The sequence below is a fragment of the Agromyces sp. Y182 genome (genome assembly GCF_059445385.1).
Genome location: NZ_JCAIUF010000002.1, coordinates 1,133,387 through 1,150,972, shown reverse-complemented (window position 1 = coordinate 1,150,972; position 17,586 = coordinate 1,133,387). Strand labels below are relative to the sequence as shown.

Here is a 17,586-nt window from a genome sequence, read left to right as displayed (position 1 = left end):
CGACTCACGCGCTCTCCGTATGAACGGCACGTGTCGCACCGCGTGTCGCTCGGGCCGAATCGCCGACCTCGTCGTAGCGTCTGAGACATCGGGCATGGTGTCCGATCGAGTCGGCTCGTGAACCGCTCGTGGGAGGATCGCCGCCGGCGCGGAACGCCGAGCTGATTGCTCGGGGCGGGAGCTGGCGTGTCACTCTCTACCTCCAAGTCGACCGATCTCGCGGTGGATGCCGCAGCAGCACAACAGGAGCGCACCTACGTGCTCGACACCTCGGTGCTGCTGTCCGATCCGAAGGCCCTGTTCCGCTTCGACGAGCATGCCGTCGTGCTGCCCGTCGTGGTGATCACGGAACTCGAGGCCAAGCGGAACGATCCCGAGATCGGCTACTTCGCCCGTCAGGCGTTGCGCATCCTCGATGAGCTCCGCGTCGAACACGAGCGGCTCGACTTCCCGATCACCGTCGGCGACGGCGGCTCTCTGCGCGTGGAGCTGAACCACAGCGACCAGAGCGTGCTGCCGTCCGGCCTGCGCCTCTCCGACAACGACTCACGCATCCTCGCGTGCGCGCTCAACCTCTCCAACGACGGTCTCGCGGTCACGGTCGTCTCGAAAGACTTGCCGCTGCGCGTGAAGGCCGCCTCGGTCGGCCTCGACGCGCAGGAGTACCGGCACGAGCTCGCGATCGACTCCGGGTGGAACGGCATGGCCGAACTCGACCTCGGGTCCAACGACATGGCCAAGCTGTACGAGCACGAACACCTCACGTTGCCGGCCGATGTCGAACAGCCGATCAACACCGGGCTCGTCATCCACTCCGACCGCGGTTCGGCGCTCGGCCGGGTCGTGGGCGAGCGCGATGTGAGGCTCGTGCGCGGCGACCGTGAGGTCTTCGGACTGCACGGACGCTCGGCCGAACAGCGGCTCGCGATCGACCTGCTGCTCGACCCCGAGATCGGCATCCTCTCGCTCGGCGGACGTGCAGGCACCGGTAAGTCGGCGCTCGCGCTGTGCGCCGGTCTCGAAGCCGTGCTCGAACGCCAGCAGCACAAGAAGATCATGGTGTTCCGGCCGCTCTACGCCGTGGGTGGGCAAGAACTCGGCTACCTGCCGGGCGATCAGGGGGAGAAGATGAACCCGTGGGGCCAGGCGGTGTTCGACACCCTCGGCTCGGTGGTCTCCGACAACGTGCTCGAAGAGGTCATCGGCCGAGGCATCCTCGAGGTGCTGCCGCTCACCCACATCCGCGGGCGCTCGCTGCACGACGCCTTCGTGATCGTCGACGAGGCGCAGTCGCTCGAGCGCAACGTGCTGCTGACCGTGCTCTCACGCATCGGCCAGAACTCGCGCGTCGTGCTCACCCACGACGTCGCTCAGCGCGACAACCTCCGCGTCGGGCGCCACGACGGGGTCGCGAGCGTGATCGAGACGCTGAAGGGGCATCCGCTGTTCGCTCACATCACGCTGACCAGATCGGAGCGCTCGGCGATCGCGGCGCTCGTCTCCGAGATGCTCGACGGGCACGAACTGGCGTAGCGGCCGCGATCGACGGCAGCGAGCGGGCCCCGGGGAACCGGGGCCCGCGTCGCGTCAGCCGGAGACCTCCGTCGACCGGAGACGCTGCGTCAGTCGTAGATCTTCGCGGCGTACGAGGGGCCGTAGTACGCGTCGAGTGCTTCGAGCGTTTCGCCCGAGCGTTCGAAGGTCTGGGAGATGACGGCACGTCGTGGGGCGGCGGCAGCATCCCACGTCTCGGGCTTCCACGCTTGAGATCGGAGGAAGGCCTTGGAGCAGTGGTAGAAGACCTCGTCGATCGCGACCTCGAGCACGAGGTCGGGCTCGTGGCCGTGCACCTGCATGCGGTCGGCGTAGGGGGCATCACGCAGCAGCCGTCCGCGGCCGTTGATTCGGAGGGCGTCGCCGCGGCCCGGAATGACGAAGACCAGTCCGACGTGCGGATTCTCGAGCACATTGTGGAAGCCGTCGGCGCGGCGGTTGCCGGGTCGCTCGGGAATCGCGATCGTCGAGTCGTCGAGCGCGATCGCGAACCCGGGCGGGTCGCCTTTGGGGGAGACATCGGCGTTGCCGGCTGCATCGGCCGTCGAGATGAAGCACAACGGGGATGCCGCGAGCCACTGCCGATCGAGGTCGTGAAGTCGAGGGCGCGTCTTGTCGCGAACGGTGGGCAACGGCCGACCGATGATCTCCTCGAGCTCGTCGATGGTCGTGACTGGTGTGCCTCCGTGGTCCATGGCTTCCAAGCTACGCCTGCGGGGCGGGCCGCGGATTCATTCGCGGAGGGGGACGTGCCGACGCGGAGGATCCGCCGCGTGCGGGCCGGATTCGCCGGTGAACTCGACACCCGCGAGGCTTGAGGGCATGCGGCCGAATCGTGTGGTGCTCTTCGATGTCGATGGCACACTGATCGACGCGATGGCGGGCCAGCGACGCATCTGGCACGAGTGGGCGGAGCAGTTCGGGCTCGACGCGTCGGTCGTGTACGAGACGGCGCTGCGCACGCGGCCGTTCGAGACCGTGGCCGAACTGCTGCCGGGGCGTGACCCCGCCCCGTTCGTCGCCGCGTTCGACCGGCTCGAGGACGCCGAAGCCGAGCACGGAGAGCTGCGGGGCATCGACGGCGCGGCGGAACTCCTCTCGGCGCTCGAGCCGAACAGCTGGGCCCTCGTGACCTCGAACGCCGAAGGTCGAGTGGCGGCACGCTTCCGACGACTCGGGCTGCCGTTGCCTGGGGTCATCGTCGACAACCTGGCAACCCCCGCCGGCAAGCCTGCGCCCGACCCCTACTTGCTCGCGGCGCGTCGTCTCGGCGCGGCACCCCGCGACTGCCTCGTGATCGAGGACGCTCCGGCGGGCGTCGTCGCGGGACTCGCCGCCGGCATGACGACGTGGAGCGTGAACGGCGCGACGCCGGTTGCGGGCGCCCACCGGCACTTTCGCACGCTCGCCGACGCAGCGGCCGACATCATCGAGTTCTCGCGGGGAATGACGTCCCCGCGACATCCGCCTGACGTCGCGCCACGACCTTTCGACGGGTGACGGTCATCTGCGTGAGTCGTCACGCGGCAAAAGGTCGTGGCGCGAGGGGCGGGAGGCTCAGGCCTGCGGCGGACGCGTCATCGAGAGCAGGTCGAGGGCCGTGTCGAGCTGCTCGAGGGTGAGCTCGCCGCGCTCGACGTAGCCGAGGGCGATGACGGACTCGCGCACCGTGATGCCTTCGGCCACCGAGTGCTTCGCGATCTTCGCGGCGGCCTCGTAGCCGATGAGCTTGTTCAGCGGCGTCACGATCGACGGCGACATTCCCGCGAGCGCGGTCGCCCGCTCGACGTCGGCCTCGAGCCCGTCGACGGTCTTGTCGGCGAGCACCCGCACCGAGTTGGCGAGCAGGCGGATCGACTCGAGCAGTGCGGTGCCCATGACGGGGATCTGCACATTGAGTTCGAATGCGCCGGATGCCCCGGCCCACGCGATCGTCGCGTCGTTGCCGATGACCCGGGCGCAGACCATGAGCACGGCCTCGGGCACGACCGGGTTCACCTTGCCGGGCATGATCGATGAGCCCGGCTGCAGGTCGGGGATGCGCAGTTCGCCGAGACCGGTGTTCGGGCCGGAGCCCATCCAGCGCAGGTCGTTCGAGATCTTCGTGAGGCTCACGGCGATCGTGCGGAGGGCCCCCGAAGCGTCGACGAGGCCGTCGCGGTTGGCCTGCGCCTCAAAGTGGTCGGCGGCCTCGGTGATCGGCAGTTCGGTCTCGGCCTGCAGGAGGGAGATCACGAGCTGCGGGAAGCCGGCCGGGGTGTTGATGCCGGTGCCGACGGCAGTGCCGCCGAGCGGAACCTCGGCGACGCGGGGGAGCGCCGTGCGCACGCGCTCGATGCCGAGACGCACCTGGCGGGCGTAGCCGCCGAACTCCTGGCCCAGGGTGACCGGGGTGGCGTCCATCAGGTGGGTGCGGCCGGCCTTCACGACGTCGGCCCACTCGACGGCCTTCGCCTCGAGGGCGACCGCGAGGTGGTCGAGTGCCGGGATGAGTTCGTCGATGAGCGCCGCCGTGACCGCGATGTGCACCGAGGTCGGGAAGACGTCGTTGGACGACTGCGACGCGTTCACGTGGTCGTTGGGATGCACCGGGCTGCCGAGCTTGCCCGTTGCAATGGTCGCGAGCACTTCGTTCATGTTCATGTTCGACGAGGTGCCGGAACCGGTCTGGTACACATCGACCGGGAAGTGCTCGGTGTAGCCGTGCACGCCAGCGATGACCTCATCGGCGGCGTCTTCGATGGCCTTCGCGATGGCGGGGTCGAGCACGCCGAGCTGGCCGTTGGCCTGCGCGGCCGCCTTCTTGATGCGGGCCAGCGCCTGGATCTGCTGGGGCTCGAGGCCTGCACCGGAGATCGGGAAGTTGTCGACGGCGCGCTGCGTCTGCGCCCGGTAGAGCGCCGATGCGGGCACCCGCACCTCGCCCATCGTGTCGTGCTCGATGCGATAGTCGGCGGCGTTGTCCACCACGGTGTGTTCCCTTCGATGTGCTTGCCGGATGCCCCGGCCGGTGTCGCTCGTGTGGAGGTGTCGGCCGTCAGACCGCACCGACGACGATGTCGGTCTCGACGCGACCCTCGAAGAGTCGGTAGTTCGCTCCGACGATAGCCAGCGTACCCGCTGCGATCGCGTCGCTGATCATCTCGGACGACTCGACGAGCTCGGTGACGGTGTTACGCAGGTGCTCGCGACCGACGAAGCCGACATCGACGTGATCGGCATCGACGGGGGCATCGGCTGCGCCACCGGCGACCTTGCGTACGGCGGGCACGATCTTCTCGACGAGACCGGCGATGTGCGGCGGCAGCGGTGGCGCGTCGGCGACCTGCGAGTCGATGGCGGCGCGCACCGCACCGCATTCGTCGTGGGCGAGCACGATGATGAGTGGCACGTGCAGCAGGCCGACAGCGTACTCGAGGGAGCCGAGCGATGACGGCGTGACCACCTGGCCGGCGTTGCGCACGACGAAGGCGTCGCCGAGGCCCACGTCGAAGATGATCTCGGCGGCGAGGCGGGAATCGCTGCAACCGAAGATCGTCACGAGGGGGCGCTGCTGGTGGGCGAGCGAGGCCCGGCGGTCGACGTCTTGGCGAGGGTGCTGCGGCTTGCCCTCGACGAATCGCGCGTTGCCGCTGCGCAGCTCGCGCCACGTCTCGGCCGGTGTCTCAGGGCGTTCGATCGGCTGCGTGGTCACGGCGTGCCTCTCAGTTCTGCGCCTCGATCGTCGGCGTGAGCGCCGACGCGAGCGTCTCGAATTCATCGGGTGTCGCGGTGCCGAGCAGCACGAACGTGCTGCCGCCCGCCTCGGTGGTGAGTCCGTAACGGGCGTTGCCGACGTCGTCGGCCGAGTCGCGGTTGTCGTAGACGGTCCACTCGACGCCGTCGATCGTGGTGGTGCCCGCGGCGAGTGTGCGAGCGAGGAGGCCGGCCGTCCAGGTCGGGTTCGCATCGAGCCCTTGATACAGCCCGATGAACTCGTCGCCGGGTGTGAGGTAACCCACGTACCACGCGGTGACGTCGTCGCCCTGGCTCGTGCGCAGTTCGGCGGCGTTGGCACGCCACCCCTTGGGCAGCTCGGGAACGGCGAGCGGGTCGTCGCTGGCGACCTGCGCCTGTTGGGCGATGGATGCCACGTCGACATCGCGCTCGATGGCCGTGTCGCTGCGCGGCACCAGGAGCACGATGACGAGCACGACGATGAGGCTCGCACCGAGCGCGAGGAGCAGGTTGGTCACGTTCTGACGTTGCCGGTGGTTCCGCGAGTTCTCGGCTTTGCGGGCCGCGGTCTCTTCAGGCGTCTCTGGCCGGCCGAGCTCGGCGACCACCTGCGGCGGGCGCGTCGCCATCAGCGGGCGCCGGTGTCGTCGGATGCGGTGCGGGCGGTGCCGGACGCCGCGGTGCCGGCGCGAGCCGCGTCGAGGCGCGCCTTCGCACCGATGAGCCATTCCTCGCAACGTGCCGCGAGGGCCTCGCCGCGCTCCCACAGCGCGAGCGACTGCTCGAGGGTCGCGGAACCCTGCTCGAGTTCGCCGACGACCTGCACGAGTTCGTCTCGCGCCTGCTCGTAGCTCAGCTCGGCGACGTCGGTGGAGGTGGGCATGACGTCCATTCTATTCGCCGCGACCGACAGGGCCGGTCGCGGGTGAGGACGATGCCGACGACTCCGCCGGCGCTGCGTCGTGCACCGACGGCACGGCGCCGCGGGACACGGCGGCGAGCGAGCCCTCGGCGAGCGTGAGCGTGAGTTCGGTGCCATCGGGCGCCCCTGCAGGACCCCGGACCACGTGGCCGTCGCCGCCCTGCACGATGGCGTAGCCGCGGTCGAGCGTCGCCTGCGGGGAGAGCGCGCGCAGATGGCCGCGCAGTTCCACGACGCGGTGAGTCTGGCGGTCGATGATGCGCTCGACGAGTTCGGCGCCGCGGGCGACCCAGCGGGTGAGGTCTTCGGCACGCCGGTCGACGATCCACGAGGTCTCCGCCAGCGCCGGGCGCGAACGGAGGTGGCCGATGCGGTCGATCTCGCGGGAGAGGATCGCCTGCAGCCGCATGCCGAGGCGCGCGCGTGCCTGCTCGACCCGCACGAGCTCTTCGTTGACGTCGGGCACGACGCGTTTCGCGGCGTCGGTCGGTGTGGAGGCCCGAAGGTCGGCGACCTCGTCGAGCAGGGGGCGGTCGGCCTCATGGCCGATCGCCGACACGAGCGGGGTGGATGCCGCGGCGGCCGCCCGCACGACGCGCTCGTCGCTGAACCCCAACAGGTTCTGGAAGTCGCCGCCGCCGCGCGCGACGATGATGACCTCGACCTCGGGGTCGGCGTCGAGCCGCTCGATGGCCGCAACGACCTCGGGCACCGTGCGGTCGCCCTGCACTGCGGCGTGCACGACGCGGAACTCGACGGCGGGCCAGCGCAGTCGGGCGTTGCGCAGCACGTCTTTCTCGGCGTCGCTGTCTTTGCCGGTGATGAGGCCGACGACCCCGGGCAGGAACGGCAGCCGGCGCTTTCGCCCGGCGTCGAACAGCCCTTCGGCAGCCAACTGGGTCCGCAACCGCTCGAGTCGCTCGAGCAGGTCGCCGAGGCCGACGTGCTTGAGTTCGAAGACCTGCATCGACAGTGAGCCGCCCTTGACCCACCAGCCGGGCTTCACGAGTGCGATCACCCGGTCGCCTTGCTTGAACTGCTCGTCGAAGCGTGCGCGCACCGACGACCACACCTGGAACGACAGGGTCGCCTCGGCGTCGAGGTCTTTGAGCTTGCCGTAGACGTTGCCGCCCGAGACCCCCCACTGCGTGATCTCGCCCTCGACCCACACCGTGCCGAGCCGGTCGATGTATTGCTTGAGCTTGCCCGAGAGGAGCGCGACCGGCCACGGTGCATCGCGTGTCGCCGGTGCATCCGTCATCTGGGCCTCCCAGCCGCCCGCCCGTCTCAGCCACGTAGGATGGACACCGTGACGAGCTTGACTGGTGCCCCGCGAATCGGCCTCGGCATGCCCAGAGTTCCGGGCGTGCGCGGCCGGCTCAAGGATAACCCGGTCCCCGGACACAAGCGCGTGCTGCTCGCGGCGCCACGAGGCTACTGCGCCGGCGTCGACCGTGCCGTGATCGCCGTCGAGAAGGCGCTCGAGCACTATGGCGCACCGGTCTACGTGCGCAAGCAGATCGTGCACAACATCCACGTGGTCACCGAGCTCGAGGCGCAGGGTGCGATCTTCGTCGAAGAGGTCGACGAAGTGCCGGCGGGCGCGCACATCGTCTTCAGCGCGCACGGTGTGTCTCCCGCCGTCGTGAACGCCGCAGCCGACCGAGGCCTGCACGCGATCGATGCGACCTGCCCGCTCGTCACCAAGGTGCACCGCGAGGCCGTGCGCTTCGCACGCGACGACTTCGAGATCCTGCTCATCGGCCACGAAGGTCATGAAGAGGTCGAGGGAACGGCAGGCGAGGCGCCAGACCATGTCACGATCGTCAACAGCCCCGACGACGTCGACAACATCGAGGTGCAAGACCCCGACAAGGTCGTCTGGCTCTCGCAGACCACGCTCTCGGTCGACGAGACCATGGAGACCGTGCGGCGCCTCCGCGAGCGGTTCCCGAATCTGCAGAACCCTCCCTCCGACGACATCTGTTACGCCACCCAGAACCGGCAGGTCGCGATCAAGAAGGTCGCGCAAGACGCCGATCTCGTCATCGTCGTCGGTTCGGCCAACAGCTCCAACAGTGTGCGCCTCGTCGAGGTCGCCCTCGAGTACGGTGCGAAGGCGGCCTACCGAGTCGACTACGCGAGTGAGGTGCAGCAGGAGTGGCTCGACGGCGTCGAGACGGTCGGCGTGACGAGCGGGGCATCCGTGCCCGAAGAACTCGTGCACGAACTGCTCGAGGCGCTCTCCGATGCAGGCTACGGCGACGTCGCCGAGGTCAAGACGGCCGAAGAAGACCTCATGTTCTCGCTCCCGAAAGAGCTGCGCAAAGACCTCGCGGGCAAGCCCGATGCGCGGGCGATCGGCGGGCGGGGTCGCGCCCAGCGCTGATCGCCGTCGCATCGAATCATCCGCTGCGAACGGGTGATCGGGTCTCGCTTTCACGGCCGCCGTGCTCTGGCGACGGTGTGCTGCGATTCCAGATGGCGGATGCCTCGCCGCCCGACTCCCGGCGACGGCGCAGAACCTGATCGACCTGTTCGCTCGTCGTCGGCGGCGCGTACACGCGGCTCTACGAGGCGCAGTTCGCGGCACCGGTCGACGCTTCCGAGCTCGTCGACCCCGAGGATGCCCCGGGACCGGAGACCGGTCGCGTACAGGTCGTACCCGAGTGCGCCGCGAGCTGACTCGCGAACGAACGTCGAAGTCCGCCCGTTCAACGCTGTCGGGGCGGACTTCGACGGTTCGACGCGGCTGTTCCGTCGACGCGAGCTACGTCTGGGCGGGGCTCAGCGACTGCAGGAAGGCGGGGTCGCTCGCGAACACGATCATGCCGACCACGAGCACCACGATGAACGCCGCCACGCCCGCGAGCAGCGGCACCCACCACGTCGCCCGGCCCGCGCGCAGGCGCGCACGCGACCAGAGCAACGCCCCGATCCAGAGCGCGAGCTGCAGGGCGATGCCCACGATGATGGCCGCAGGCACGACGGGGCCGGGCGTGAATTCAGTCGGTGCGTCGACGCCGAGCATCGACGCCGACAGCTTCGCCGACTCGAGGGCGGTGGTCGGCAGCTGGAAGAGCACGAGGCTGTTGTAGAGCGCGCCGAACACACCCAGCACGAGCAGTGCGATGGTCCACATGCGATCGATCGGGCGCGTGCCAGGGGCAGCGGCGCTCCCAGTGCCGCTCGCCGCGGTCGCCGGAGCGGCCTGCGCGGCGGCCGCGGGTTCGACCGGGGCATCCGGAGTCGCGACGGGGTCGACCGGCGGAGTCCACGTCCAGCCCTCGGGGGCGTACTCGCCGTACTGCGGTCGAGGCCGCTCGTCGCGACGTGACGGAGCGGCGTGCGTGCTCGCCGCGCCGTCGCCGTGCGTCACTGCGGTGTCACCCGACTCGTCGGGCGTTCGAGCGATCTCGTGCTGCGACATCCGGGCCTTACGCGCTGATCGACTGGCTGGCCGAGCCGAGCTGACGCGTCGACTCGCCGACGCGTGCGGCCATGGCGGTCTCGGCGACCTTGCCCCATGCGCGCGGGTCGTACTGCTTCTTGTTGCCGACACCGCCGTCGACCTTCAGCACACCGTCGTAGTTGTCGAACATGTAACCGGCGATCGAACGCGTGAACGCGTACTGCGTGTCGGTGTCGATGTTCATCTTCACGACGCCGTTGGCGACGGCCTCGGCGATCTCGGCGTCGGTCGAGCCCGAGCCGCCGTGGAAGACGAGGTCGAGGGGCTTCGCACTGGTGCCGTACTTCGCTGCGAGGCCGTCTTGAATCTCTTTGAGGAGCGAGGGACGCAGCTTGACGTTGCCGGGTGCGTAGACGCCGTGCACGTTGCCGAAGGTGAGGGCGGCCATGTAGCGGCCCTGCTCGCCGAAACCGAGCGCCTCGACGGTCGCGATCGCGTCGTCGAGCGTCGTGTAGAGCGCTTCGTTCGAGCCCTCGTGCTGAACGCCGTCTTCTTCGCCGCCGACGACGCCGATCTCGACCTCGAGGATCGCGTTGATCGCCTTCATGCGGGGGAGGATCTCTTTCGCGATCTCGAGGTTCTCGGCGAGTGGCACTGCCGAGCCGTCCCACATGTGCGACTGGAAGATCGGGTTGCGGCCGGCCTTGACCTCGGCCTCGGAGGCCTCGATCAGCGGGAACACGAAGTCGGCGAGGGCGGGCTTCGGGCAGTGGTCGGTGTGCAGCGCCACGGTGATCGGGTAGTTCTTCGCGACCTCGTGGGCGAAGCGCGCGAACGCGAGCGCGCCGGTGGCGCGCGCCTTCACGGTGTGGCCGGCGAAGTAGTCGGCGCCGCCTGTCGTGACCTGGATGATGCCATCGGAACCCGCCTCGGTGAGGCCCTGCAGCACCGCGTTGAGCGTCTGCGAGGAGGAGACGTTGAAGGCCGGGAACGCGAAGCCCTTGGCCTTCGCGGTGTCCAGCATCTCGGCGTACTGCTCAGGTGTTGCGATGGGCATGGTGCTCCTTCGGACGACGGTGGGGTTGGGGTCGAGTCTACCGACTTGCCGAGGGGTACTCAGGTGTCGGATGCCGCGGCCGATGCGACGGCGCATCATGCGTGCACGGCAGGATGGACGGATGCCCACCGATCAGCTCCGCCTCGCCGACCTCGGACTCGTCGACGGGTTCCGCCGCGCGACGGCGCTCGCCGCGCTCGCCGCAGCACCGCTCGTCGGTTCCGGCGACGGGCACGGTGTCGACGCGCTCGCGGTGCGAGCGCTGCGAGCAGCTCTCGCCGAGCTCGACGTCGACGGGGTGGTCGTGGTCGGCGAAGGCGAGAAGGACGAGGCGCCGATGCTGTACGTGGGGGAGCGGTTCGGCCTGGCTGCCGACGGGACGCGCCCACCCGCGCCCGCCATCGACCTCGCCGTCGACCCCGTCGACGGCACCCGGCTCGCGGCGGCCGGCGAACCCGGTGCGATGGCCGTACTCGCCGTCGCCCCGCGCGGCTCGCTCGCGGCACTCGGCGCCGCCCACTACCTCGAGAAGCACGTCACGTGGCTTCCGGATGCCCCGGCCGGCGCATCGGTCGGCGAGCTCGTCGCTCGCATCGCGACGGCGCGGGGCGTACCTGCGAGCCACGTGCGCGTCGCCGTGCAGGAGCGGCCGAGGAACGAGCAGTTCGCCGCCGAGGCTCGGGCCGCAGGGGCATCCGTCGATCTCTTCGTGCACGGCGACGTCGAGCGGAGCCTGCGCGCCGCGCAACGGGGCACGGGGCTCGATCTCGTCTCGGGTGTCGGCGGCGCTCCCGAGGGTGTGTTGACCGCCGCCGCCGCCGTGCGTGCGCTCGGCGGTTCGATGTGGGCGAGGCTCGCCCCGCAATCCGCCGCCGAGCACGACCGGCTCGTGACGGCCGGGTTCGACCTCGATCTGGTGTGGGCGCTCGACGCGCTGTGCGGTGCGCCGGCGTGGGTGTTCCTTAGCGCGGTGACCGAGTGTACACCCGGTCGGGCGGCCGTGCCGGGCGTGCGGTTCGCACCCGATGGCAGCGCGCAGGTCGCCACCTGGCACGCCGGCCCGGGTGTCGGCCCGACCCTCGTCGAGTCGCGGCTTCCCTGAACGACGTGTTAAGAATGCACATTCTTTCATCGCCTTCGGCGTGATCCGAGCGGTCTTCCCCGCCGTGGCTGCCTAGGCTGAAGACGGACGATCGTCCATCCATGCCGGCCTCGACGGCCGATCGCACTAGCGTCCGGGAGGACCCTCGATGGTGAGCACCGATACGGCAAGCCTGTTCTTGCACCCCGACCGCAACATCGCCCTCGAACTCGTGCGCGCCACCGAGGCGGCGGCGATCCGTTCGTACCCGTGGATCGGCCGGGGCGACAAGCTCGGCGCCGACGGTGCGGCAGTCGACGCGATGCGCGCATTCCTCGGAACGGTCGACTTCGACGGCGTCGTCGTGATCGGCGAGGGCGAGAAGGACGAAGCGCCGATGCTCTTCAACGGCGAACGGGTCGGCAACGGCCGCGGCCCCGCTTGCGACATCGCCGTCGACCCCATCGACGGCACCTCGCTGACCGCCGCCGGGCGCCAGAACGCGCTCTCGGTGATCGCGGTCTCCGACCGGGGTTCGATGCTCGACGCGTCATCCGTCTTCTATATGGACAAGATCGTGACGGATGCCGCGGGCATCGGCGTCGTCGACATCCGCAAACCGATCGGCGAGAACTTGCGGGCGCTCGCCGCGGCCAAGGGCAAGGAGGTCAGTGAGCTGCGGGTGACGGTGCTGAACCGTCCGCGTCACGAGCAGCTCATCGCCGACATCCGTGCGGCGGGAGCCGGCACCCGCCTCATCAGCGACGGCGACGTCGCGGGCGGCATCAACGCCGCGCGCTACGAGTCGCGCATCGACATGTGCGTCGGCATCGGCGGCAGCCCCGAGGGCATCACCACGGCCTGCGCGATCAAGGCGCTCGGCGGATTCATGCAGGGCCGGCTCGCGCCGGGCGACGATGCCGAGCGAGCGCGCGGCGAGGCGGCCGGCCTCGATTGCGACCAGGTCTACGAGCTCGACGACCTCGTCAAGGGCGACAACACCTTCTTCGTCGCGACGGGGGTCACCGACGGCGAGCTCCTCGACGGCGTCTCGCGAAAAGGGCCGATCATCCGCACCGAGTCGATCGTGCTGCGCGGCAAGTCGGGCACGATTCGGCGCGTGCGGGCCGATCACCTCGCTGCGAAGTGGCTCGTCGACGACGTGCTCTGAGGCTCAGCCGCGTTTGCCGACCCGTCGTTCGCTTTCGGCAGAGTGCGGATGTCGGTGCCGCCGAACATGATGGATCGGTGACCACTGTCGAACGACTGCCTCGGGCGCTCCGCCCGTTCGGGTCGAGCCAGTACCGCCTGCTGACCGCGGCGCTCGCCGCGTCGCTGCTGAGCGCCGGTGCCTGGATCGTCTCCGCAGTGTGGCAGGTGATCGACCTCGGCGGCACGCCGATCGACCTCTCGTTCGTCGCGGTCGGCTCGAGCCTCGGGCTCGTGCTCGCGGTGCTCTTCGGCGGCGTCGCGGCCGACCGAATACCCCAGCGACGCATCCTGTTGACCGTCGAGATCGTGCGAGGCGTCGGGTTCTCGGTCGCCGCGTTCCTCGCGATCAGCGGGCAAATCGAGGTGTGGCACATCGCGGTCATCTCGTTCGCGCTCGGTGTGGCCGACGGCTTCTTCTACCCCGCCTACTCGGCGTGGCTTCCGGCGATCATTCCCGAGTCGCAGCTGCTCGCCGCCAACGGCATCGAGGGAGTGCTGCGTCCGTCGGTGATGAACGCCGCCGGGCCGGCGGTCGCGAGCGCGCTCATCGCGATGCAGGGGCCGTGGCTCGCATTCGCGGTCGTCGCCGGTCTGCAGGTCGTCGCAGCGGCCGTGCTCGCCATAATGCACACGACACCCGTGCGCCGCGAGCTCGACGGGCCGCCGGTGCATCCGGTGCGCCAGACGCTCATCGACCTGCGCGACGGCTTCGCCTACCTGTTGCGCACGCGCTGGCTCTTCGCGACGTTGCTGTTCTCCATCGTGCTCGTCTTCCTCATCATGGGGCCGATCGAGGTGCTCCTGCCGTTCGCGGTGAAAGACCAGACCGGCGGCGGCGCAGGGGCCTTCGCGCTCGCGCTCGCCGCGTTCGGCGTCGGCGGCGCCATCGGCTCGCTCGCCGTCGCCTCGATGCGGCTGCCACGCCGCTACCTCACCCTGATGATCCTGGCGTGGGGTTTCGGATGTCTCCCGCTCGCGATCATCGGTTTCACCTCGCTGCTCTGGGTGATGGTCGCGGCGCTCTTCATCTGCGGACTGTTGTTCTCTTCGGCGAGCGTGGTGTGGGGCACCCTGCTGCAGCGGCGGGTGCCGCCCTCGATGCTCGGTCGGGTGTCGAGTCTCGACTTCTTCGTGTCGCTGGCGCTCATGCCGATCTCGATGGCCGTCGCCGGCCCGGTCGGCGAGCTGATCGGCCTCGCACCGGCGTTCCTCATCGCCGGGCTCGTCTCGCCGCTGCTTGCGCTCGCGACGCTCGCGTTCGCCCGCCTCGGCAAAGACGAGCTCGCGCATCCGCTCGACGCGATGCTGGACGCCGAGCCCGAGGCCGAGGACGAGGGCGATGTCGAGGTCGAGGTCGAGAGCGTGCCTGGGGCGGAAGCCGTTGCGGGCTTCGAGCCTCCGGCCGACCCCGAGCTTCGTTAGCGGACCGCAGCAGGGGGTCGACGCCGACATGGCATCGTGCGAGTCTGGGCGCACACGGTTGCGAGAGGGGACCACGATGGTCACGATTCGAGATGCATTCCCGGGGTTCAGCGTCGATGACATCGAGGCGGCACGCGACTTCTACGGCACGAAGTTGGGGCTTCCCATCGATGACGAGCCTGGGGCCGGCGCGCTGCGCGTCACCCTGCCGTCGGGTCAAGGCGTGTTCGTCTATCCGAAGCCGAACCACACGCCTGCGAGTTTCACGATCCTGAACCTCGTCGTCGACGACATCGACGGGGCCGTCGCTGAGCTCAATGCCGCGGGTGTCGTGACGAAGATCTACACCGCTCCCGACGACTTCGGCACCGACGAACGCGGAATCGCGCGCGGATCGGAGTCGGGGCAGGGGCCCGACATCGCCTGGTTCACGGACCCGGCCGGCAACGTGCTCAGCGTGCTCGTCGGCTGACGCGCATCACCCGGCGTTCGCGGTGATCGCGGCCGATTCTTGCAGCGCGGCACGCAGCACGGTGCCGATCGCGTTCATGCGAGAGAGCACGGCATCCCGTCGGTCGACCGTGCCATCCCAGTTCGCGAGCACGGCCCATGCAAGCCCGCCGCCGCCGTCGATGTCGCAGACGCCGATGTCGATGCGAGCGGTGCTGATCGTGCCGGTCTTGTTGCGCAGCACGAAGTCGTTGTCGGGTTCGGCGTGCGCGAGCGGATCGACACCGAACGGCGCGGCGACCATCGACTGGTCGGTGTTGAGCGCGAGCCAGTCGAGCACGCGGGCCGAGACCGCCGGTGAGATGATCCGGCCGCGCGAGAGGTCGGCCATCAGCCGGACGAGTTCGACCGCGTTGCCGCGCGACAGAGTGGGCGGATGCTCCGGGCCGCGGTTTTCACGTACTCGGTCGAGCAGCGCCGAGTCGGTGAACCCGAGCGCCTGACCGGTCTGCCCGATGCGGTCGATGCCGAGCCGGCGCACGAGGACGTTCGTGGCGAGATTGTCGCTGACCGCCCCGATCAGGGCGCAGGCATCGCGGATGCTCAGTTCACTGGCGTCGAGGATGTGCCAGAGGCCGGAGTCGGCGACCAGGTCTTCCGGTGTGCGCTGCACAAGCTCGTCGAGATCGAGCTCGCCGGCCTCCGCTTGTCGTGCCGCTTCGATGAGGAGGAACACCTTGCCCACACTCGCGGTCTTCAGCACCCGCTCAGCGTCGTGGGACCAGAGCACGACACCAGTGCGAGCATCTGCGACGGCGGCGGACCATTCGACAGTACCGACGCTCTCGGGGTCGGCTGAGACGATGTCATCGAGGCCCTGCAGCGTCCAGTGATCGGCCATGCCGGCTCCTTCGGGTCGGTGGCGCCGGAGAGTGGGGAGGTCGTGAATGCGCCTGTTACGCACCGTATCATCGAGCAGCACTCGGGCAGTCAGTCGGCTCGATTCCGTACCAGTGCTCATCGATTGCGCGATTCGATCAGGCCATCCGGCCGCCGTTGCTGAAGAATGCGGAACGTATGCTTGTCACCCAACCGAAGGACGAGATGCCCGCGATGACCGCCCCTGAACTCGGACCGCTTGCTCCCGGAGCCCGCGTCGCCCTCGTCGCACCGAGCGGACCGCCGCCGGCGGAGCTGCTCGTGCGCTCGATCGAGCTGCTCACGACGTGGGGCCTCGATCCGGTCGTGTATCCGAGCACGACGGCGGCGCACCCGAGGGCGGGCTATCTCGCCGGCACCGACCACGAGCGCGCCGCCGACCTGCAGGAGGCCTGGTGCGACGCGACGATCGACGCCGTGTTCTGTGCGCGGGGCGGGTACGGTTCGGTCCGAATACTCGATCTCCTCGACCCCGAGGCACTTGCGACCGCGAGGCCGAAGCCGCTCTACGGCAGCTCCGACATCACCGGCATCCACGAGTACTGGTGCGAGCGGCTGGGACTCGCCACGTGGTTCACCCCGATGCCGGCGACCGACGCCCTGCTCGACGACCTCGAGGCCGTCTCGAGTCTCAGACGTGCGGTCTTCGAGCCGGCCGAAGGGCGGCGTTTCAGCGGGCCCGCCACCGAGACGCTCGTCTCGGGCGAGGCGAGCGGCCGACTGGTCGGCGGCAACCTCAGTCTGCTCGCCATGACGCTCGGGGCACGAGGGCGCCCGGCGCCCGACAACGGCGGGTGCATCGCGTTGCTCGAAGACGTCGGCGAGGACGTCTATCGTCTCGACGGGCTGTTCTGCTCGTTGCTGCGGGCGGGGTGGTTCGATGGGCTGACCGGCATCGCCCTGGGGAGTTGGCTGACGTGCGGCGAGCTCGCCGAGGTGCGCGCCCTCGTCGAGGAGTTGCTCGTTCCGCTCGGCATCCCACTGGTCTGGGAAACTCGGCTTCGGCCACGGGCCGCACGCATCGAGCATCCCGCTCGGGGTGCGTGGCACGCTTCATGCGGGCGCCTCACCGCACCTCGCGATCGGGTGATTCGGCGCACAGCCCCCAATCCGGGGCGTCTCTCGGGGTGTCGCGGTTGTCGGCGCCCCGCCGACCGGGCACGATGGCATCGGAAGGGGTGACATGTCGCCAGAAAGTCTCGGAAGTCCTCATGAGCGGTTCGACGCGCGCCTGCAGCGCCGCTCCGCGATCCTCCTCAAGCGCCGCATCGTCGACCAGGAACGCGAGCACTACCTCGCCGCGCTGGAATGGGCGCGCGACGACGGTTCTTTCGAGCGCGTCGCGGCGTTGATCGTCGCATCCCGTCGACGGTTCATCCTCGGCGCGGCCAAGTCGTTCACGTACGCTTCCCTGCTCGCGATCGACTTGAGCGCCGGCCTCGCGAACGTCACGCTCATCGACGGCACCATCGTGCGGCCGCTGGACGTGCTGAGCGACGTGCGCCCGACCGACGTGCTCGTGGCGATCTCGCTCGCGCGGTACCGCAGGTACACCGTCGACATCGCGCGTCGCTTCGCCGAGGCGGGCGGCACGGTCATCGTCATCACCGATTCACCGGACGCGCCGCTGGTGTCCGTGGCGAAGGAGCAGCTGATCGTCAACACCGAGAGCGCGTCGTTCGCGAACTCGCCGACGACGGTTGCGCTCGTCATCCACTTGCTCGTCACCCTGACGACTGCTAGCGCGAAAGGCGCGGGTCGGCGCCTGCGGGAACGGGATCGGCTGAGCGAGAGTCTCGACCTGTACTACGACTGAGCTC

Annotated in this window: 18 protein-coding genes; 9 read left to right on the top strand and 9 right to left on the bottom strand. The window is 69.4% G+C overall.

Going from position 1 to position 17,586, the window contains the following annotated elements:
* Positions 1-186: 186 nt before the first annotated feature.
* Positions 187-1,533 (top strand): RNA 5'-3' helicase PhoH2, encoded by a 1,347-nt coding sequence (gene phoH2, locus AC1C2R_RS19900; RefSeq protein WP_495353373.1) that lies wholly within the window; start codon positions 187-189, stop codon positions 1,531-1,533.
* Between the two features lie 89 nt (positions 1,534-1,622).
* On the opposite strand, the gene AC1C2R_RS19895 is transcribed toward phoH2, so the two are convergent.
* Positions 1,623-2,249, bottom strand: coding sequence for an MSMEG_1061 family FMN-dependent PPOX-type flavoprotein (locus AC1C2R_RS19895; protein ID WP_495353374.1), 627 nt, complete (start codon positions 2,247-2,249; stop codon positions 1,623-1,625).
* Between the two features lie 127 nt (positions 2,250-2,376).
* Here AC1C2R_RS19895 and AC1C2R_RS19890 point away from each other — a divergent pair, with 127 nt between their 5' ends.
* A complete protein-coding gene (locus AC1C2R_RS19890) occupies positions 2,377-3,054 on the top strand; it encodes an HAD family hydrolase (RefSeq protein ID WP_495381030.1) in 678 nt (225 codons plus the stop codon).
* A gap of 57 nt (positions 3,055-3,111) precedes the next feature.
* On the opposite strand, the gene AC1C2R_RS19885 is transcribed toward AC1C2R_RS19890, so the two are convergent.
* From AC1C2R_RS19885 to xseA, 5 genes are all read right to left on the bottom strand, one after another.
* Positions 3,112-4,524 carry a class II fumarate hydratase gene (locus AC1C2R_RS19885; protein WP_495353376.1) on the bottom strand — a complete coding sequence of 471 codons (1,413 nt, stop codon included), beginning with the start codon at positions 4,522-4,524 and terminating at the stop codon, positions 3,112-3,114.
* 67 nt (positions 4,525-4,591) lie between these two features.
* Entirely contained in the window at positions 4,592-5,248 is a 657-nt protein-coding gene (locus tag AC1C2R_RS19880; RefSeq protein WP_495353377.1) for a carbonic anhydrase, read from the bottom strand.
* A gap of 10 nt (positions 5,249-5,258) precedes the next feature.
* Positions 5,259-5,900 carry a DUF4245 domain-containing protein gene (locus AC1C2R_RS19875; RefSeq protein WP_495353378.1) on the bottom strand — a complete coding sequence of 214 codons (642 nt, stop codon included), beginning with the start codon at positions 5,898-5,900 and terminating at the stop codon, positions 5,259-5,261.
* Complete coding sequence (locus AC1C2R_RS19870) at positions 5,900-6,163, bottom strand: exodeoxyribonuclease VII small subunit (RefSeq protein ID WP_495353379.1); 264 nt, start codon at positions 6,161-6,163, stop codon at positions 5,900-5,902. The genes AC1C2R_RS19875 and AC1C2R_RS19870 overlap by 1 nt, the downstream gene beginning before the upstream one ends.
* A 1-nt stretch (position 6,164) precedes the next feature.
* The gene (gene xseA, locus AC1C2R_RS19865) at positions 6,165-7,454 is read right to left on the bottom strand and encodes an exodeoxyribonuclease VII large subunit (protein ID WP_495381029.1); all 1,290 of its coding nucleotides are present in this window, start codon (positions 7,452-7,454) and stop codon (positions 6,165-6,167) included.
* Positions 7,455-7,541: 87 nt separating this feature from the next.
* Here xseA and AC1C2R_RS19860 point away from each other — a divergent pair, with 87 nt between their 5' ends.
* Positions 7,542-8,582 carry a 4-hydroxy-3-methylbut-2-enyl diphosphate reductase gene (locus tag AC1C2R_RS19860; protein WP_495354401.1) on the top strand — a complete coding sequence of 347 codons (1,041 nt, stop codon included), beginning with the start codon at positions 7,542-7,544 and terminating at the stop codon, positions 8,580-8,582.
* 381 nt (positions 8,583-8,963) lie between these two features.
* Here the strand turns inward: AC1C2R_RS19860 and AC1C2R_RS19855 are convergent, their stop codons facing one another.
* Both AC1C2R_RS19855 and fbaA read right to left on the bottom strand, forming a co-directional pair.
* Positions 8,964-9,623, bottom strand: a complete 660-nt coding sequence (locus tag AC1C2R_RS19855) for a DUF6264 family protein (protein WP_495353381.1) — start codon at positions 9,621-9,623, stop codon at positions 8,964-8,966.
* A gap of 7 nt (positions 9,624-9,630) precedes the next feature.
* Entirely contained in the window at positions 9,631-10,662 is a 1,032-nt protein-coding gene (gene fbaA / locus AC1C2R_RS19850) for a class II fructose-bisphosphate aldolase (protein WP_495353382.1), read from the bottom strand.
* Between the two features lie 121 nt (positions 10,663-10,783).
* Here fbaA and AC1C2R_RS19845 point away from each other — a divergent pair, with 121 nt between their 5' ends.
* The 4 genes from AC1C2R_RS19845 (at position 10,784) to AC1C2R_RS19830 (ending at position 14,849) form a co-directional block, all read left to right on the top strand.
* Complete coding sequence (locus tag AC1C2R_RS19845) at positions 10,784-11,764, top strand: fructose-bisphosphatase class II (RefSeq protein WP_495381028.1); 981 nt, start codon at positions 10,784-10,786, stop codon at positions 11,762-11,764.
* Positions 11,765-11,912: 148 nt separating this feature from the next.
* Positions 11,913-12,914 carry a class II fructose-bisphosphatase gene (glpX, locus tag AC1C2R_RS19840; protein WP_495353384.1) on the top strand — a complete coding sequence of 334 codons (1,002 nt, stop codon included), beginning with the start codon at positions 11,913-11,915 and terminating at the stop codon, positions 12,912-12,914.
* Between the two features lie 77 nt (positions 12,915-12,991).
* Positions 12,992-14,377, top strand: coding sequence for an MFS transporter (locus tag AC1C2R_RS19835; RefSeq protein WP_495381027.1), 1,386 nt, complete (start codon positions 12,992-12,994; stop codon positions 14,375-14,377).
* Positions 14,378-14,453: 76 nt separating this feature from the next.
* Positions 14,454-14,849: a VOC family protein gene (locus tag AC1C2R_RS19830; protein ID WP_495353386.1), complete on the top strand. Its 396-nt coding sequence runs from the start codon at positions 14,454-14,456 to the stop codon at positions 14,847-14,849.
* 6 nt (positions 14,850-14,855) lie between these two features.
* Here the strand turns inward: AC1C2R_RS19830 and AC1C2R_RS19825 are convergent, their stop codons facing one another.
* Positions 14,856-15,728, bottom strand: coding sequence for a serine hydrolase (locus tag AC1C2R_RS19825; protein ID WP_495381026.1), 873 nt, complete (start codon positions 15,726-15,728; stop codon positions 14,856-14,858).
* Positions 15,729-15,904: 176 nt separating this feature from the next.
* On the opposite strand from AC1C2R_RS19825, the gene AC1C2R_RS19820 reads away from it, so the two are divergent.
* Together AC1C2R_RS19820 and AC1C2R_RS19815 are read left to right on the top strand one after the other, a co-directional pair.
* On the top strand, positions 15,905-16,948 hold the full coding sequence (locus AC1C2R_RS19820; RefSeq protein ID WP_495381025.1) for a S66 peptidase family protein: 1,044 nt from the start codon (positions 15,905-15,907) through the stop codon (positions 16,946-16,948).
* A 1-nt stretch (position 16,949) separates the two neighbouring features.
* Positions 16,950-17,582 carry a MurR/RpiR family transcriptional regulator gene (locus AC1C2R_RS19815; RefSeq protein ID WP_495381024.1) on the top strand — a complete coding sequence of 211 codons (633 nt, stop codon included), beginning with the start codon at positions 16,950-16,952 and terminating at the stop codon, positions 17,580-17,582.
* Positions 17,583-17,586: the final 4 nt, after the last annotated feature.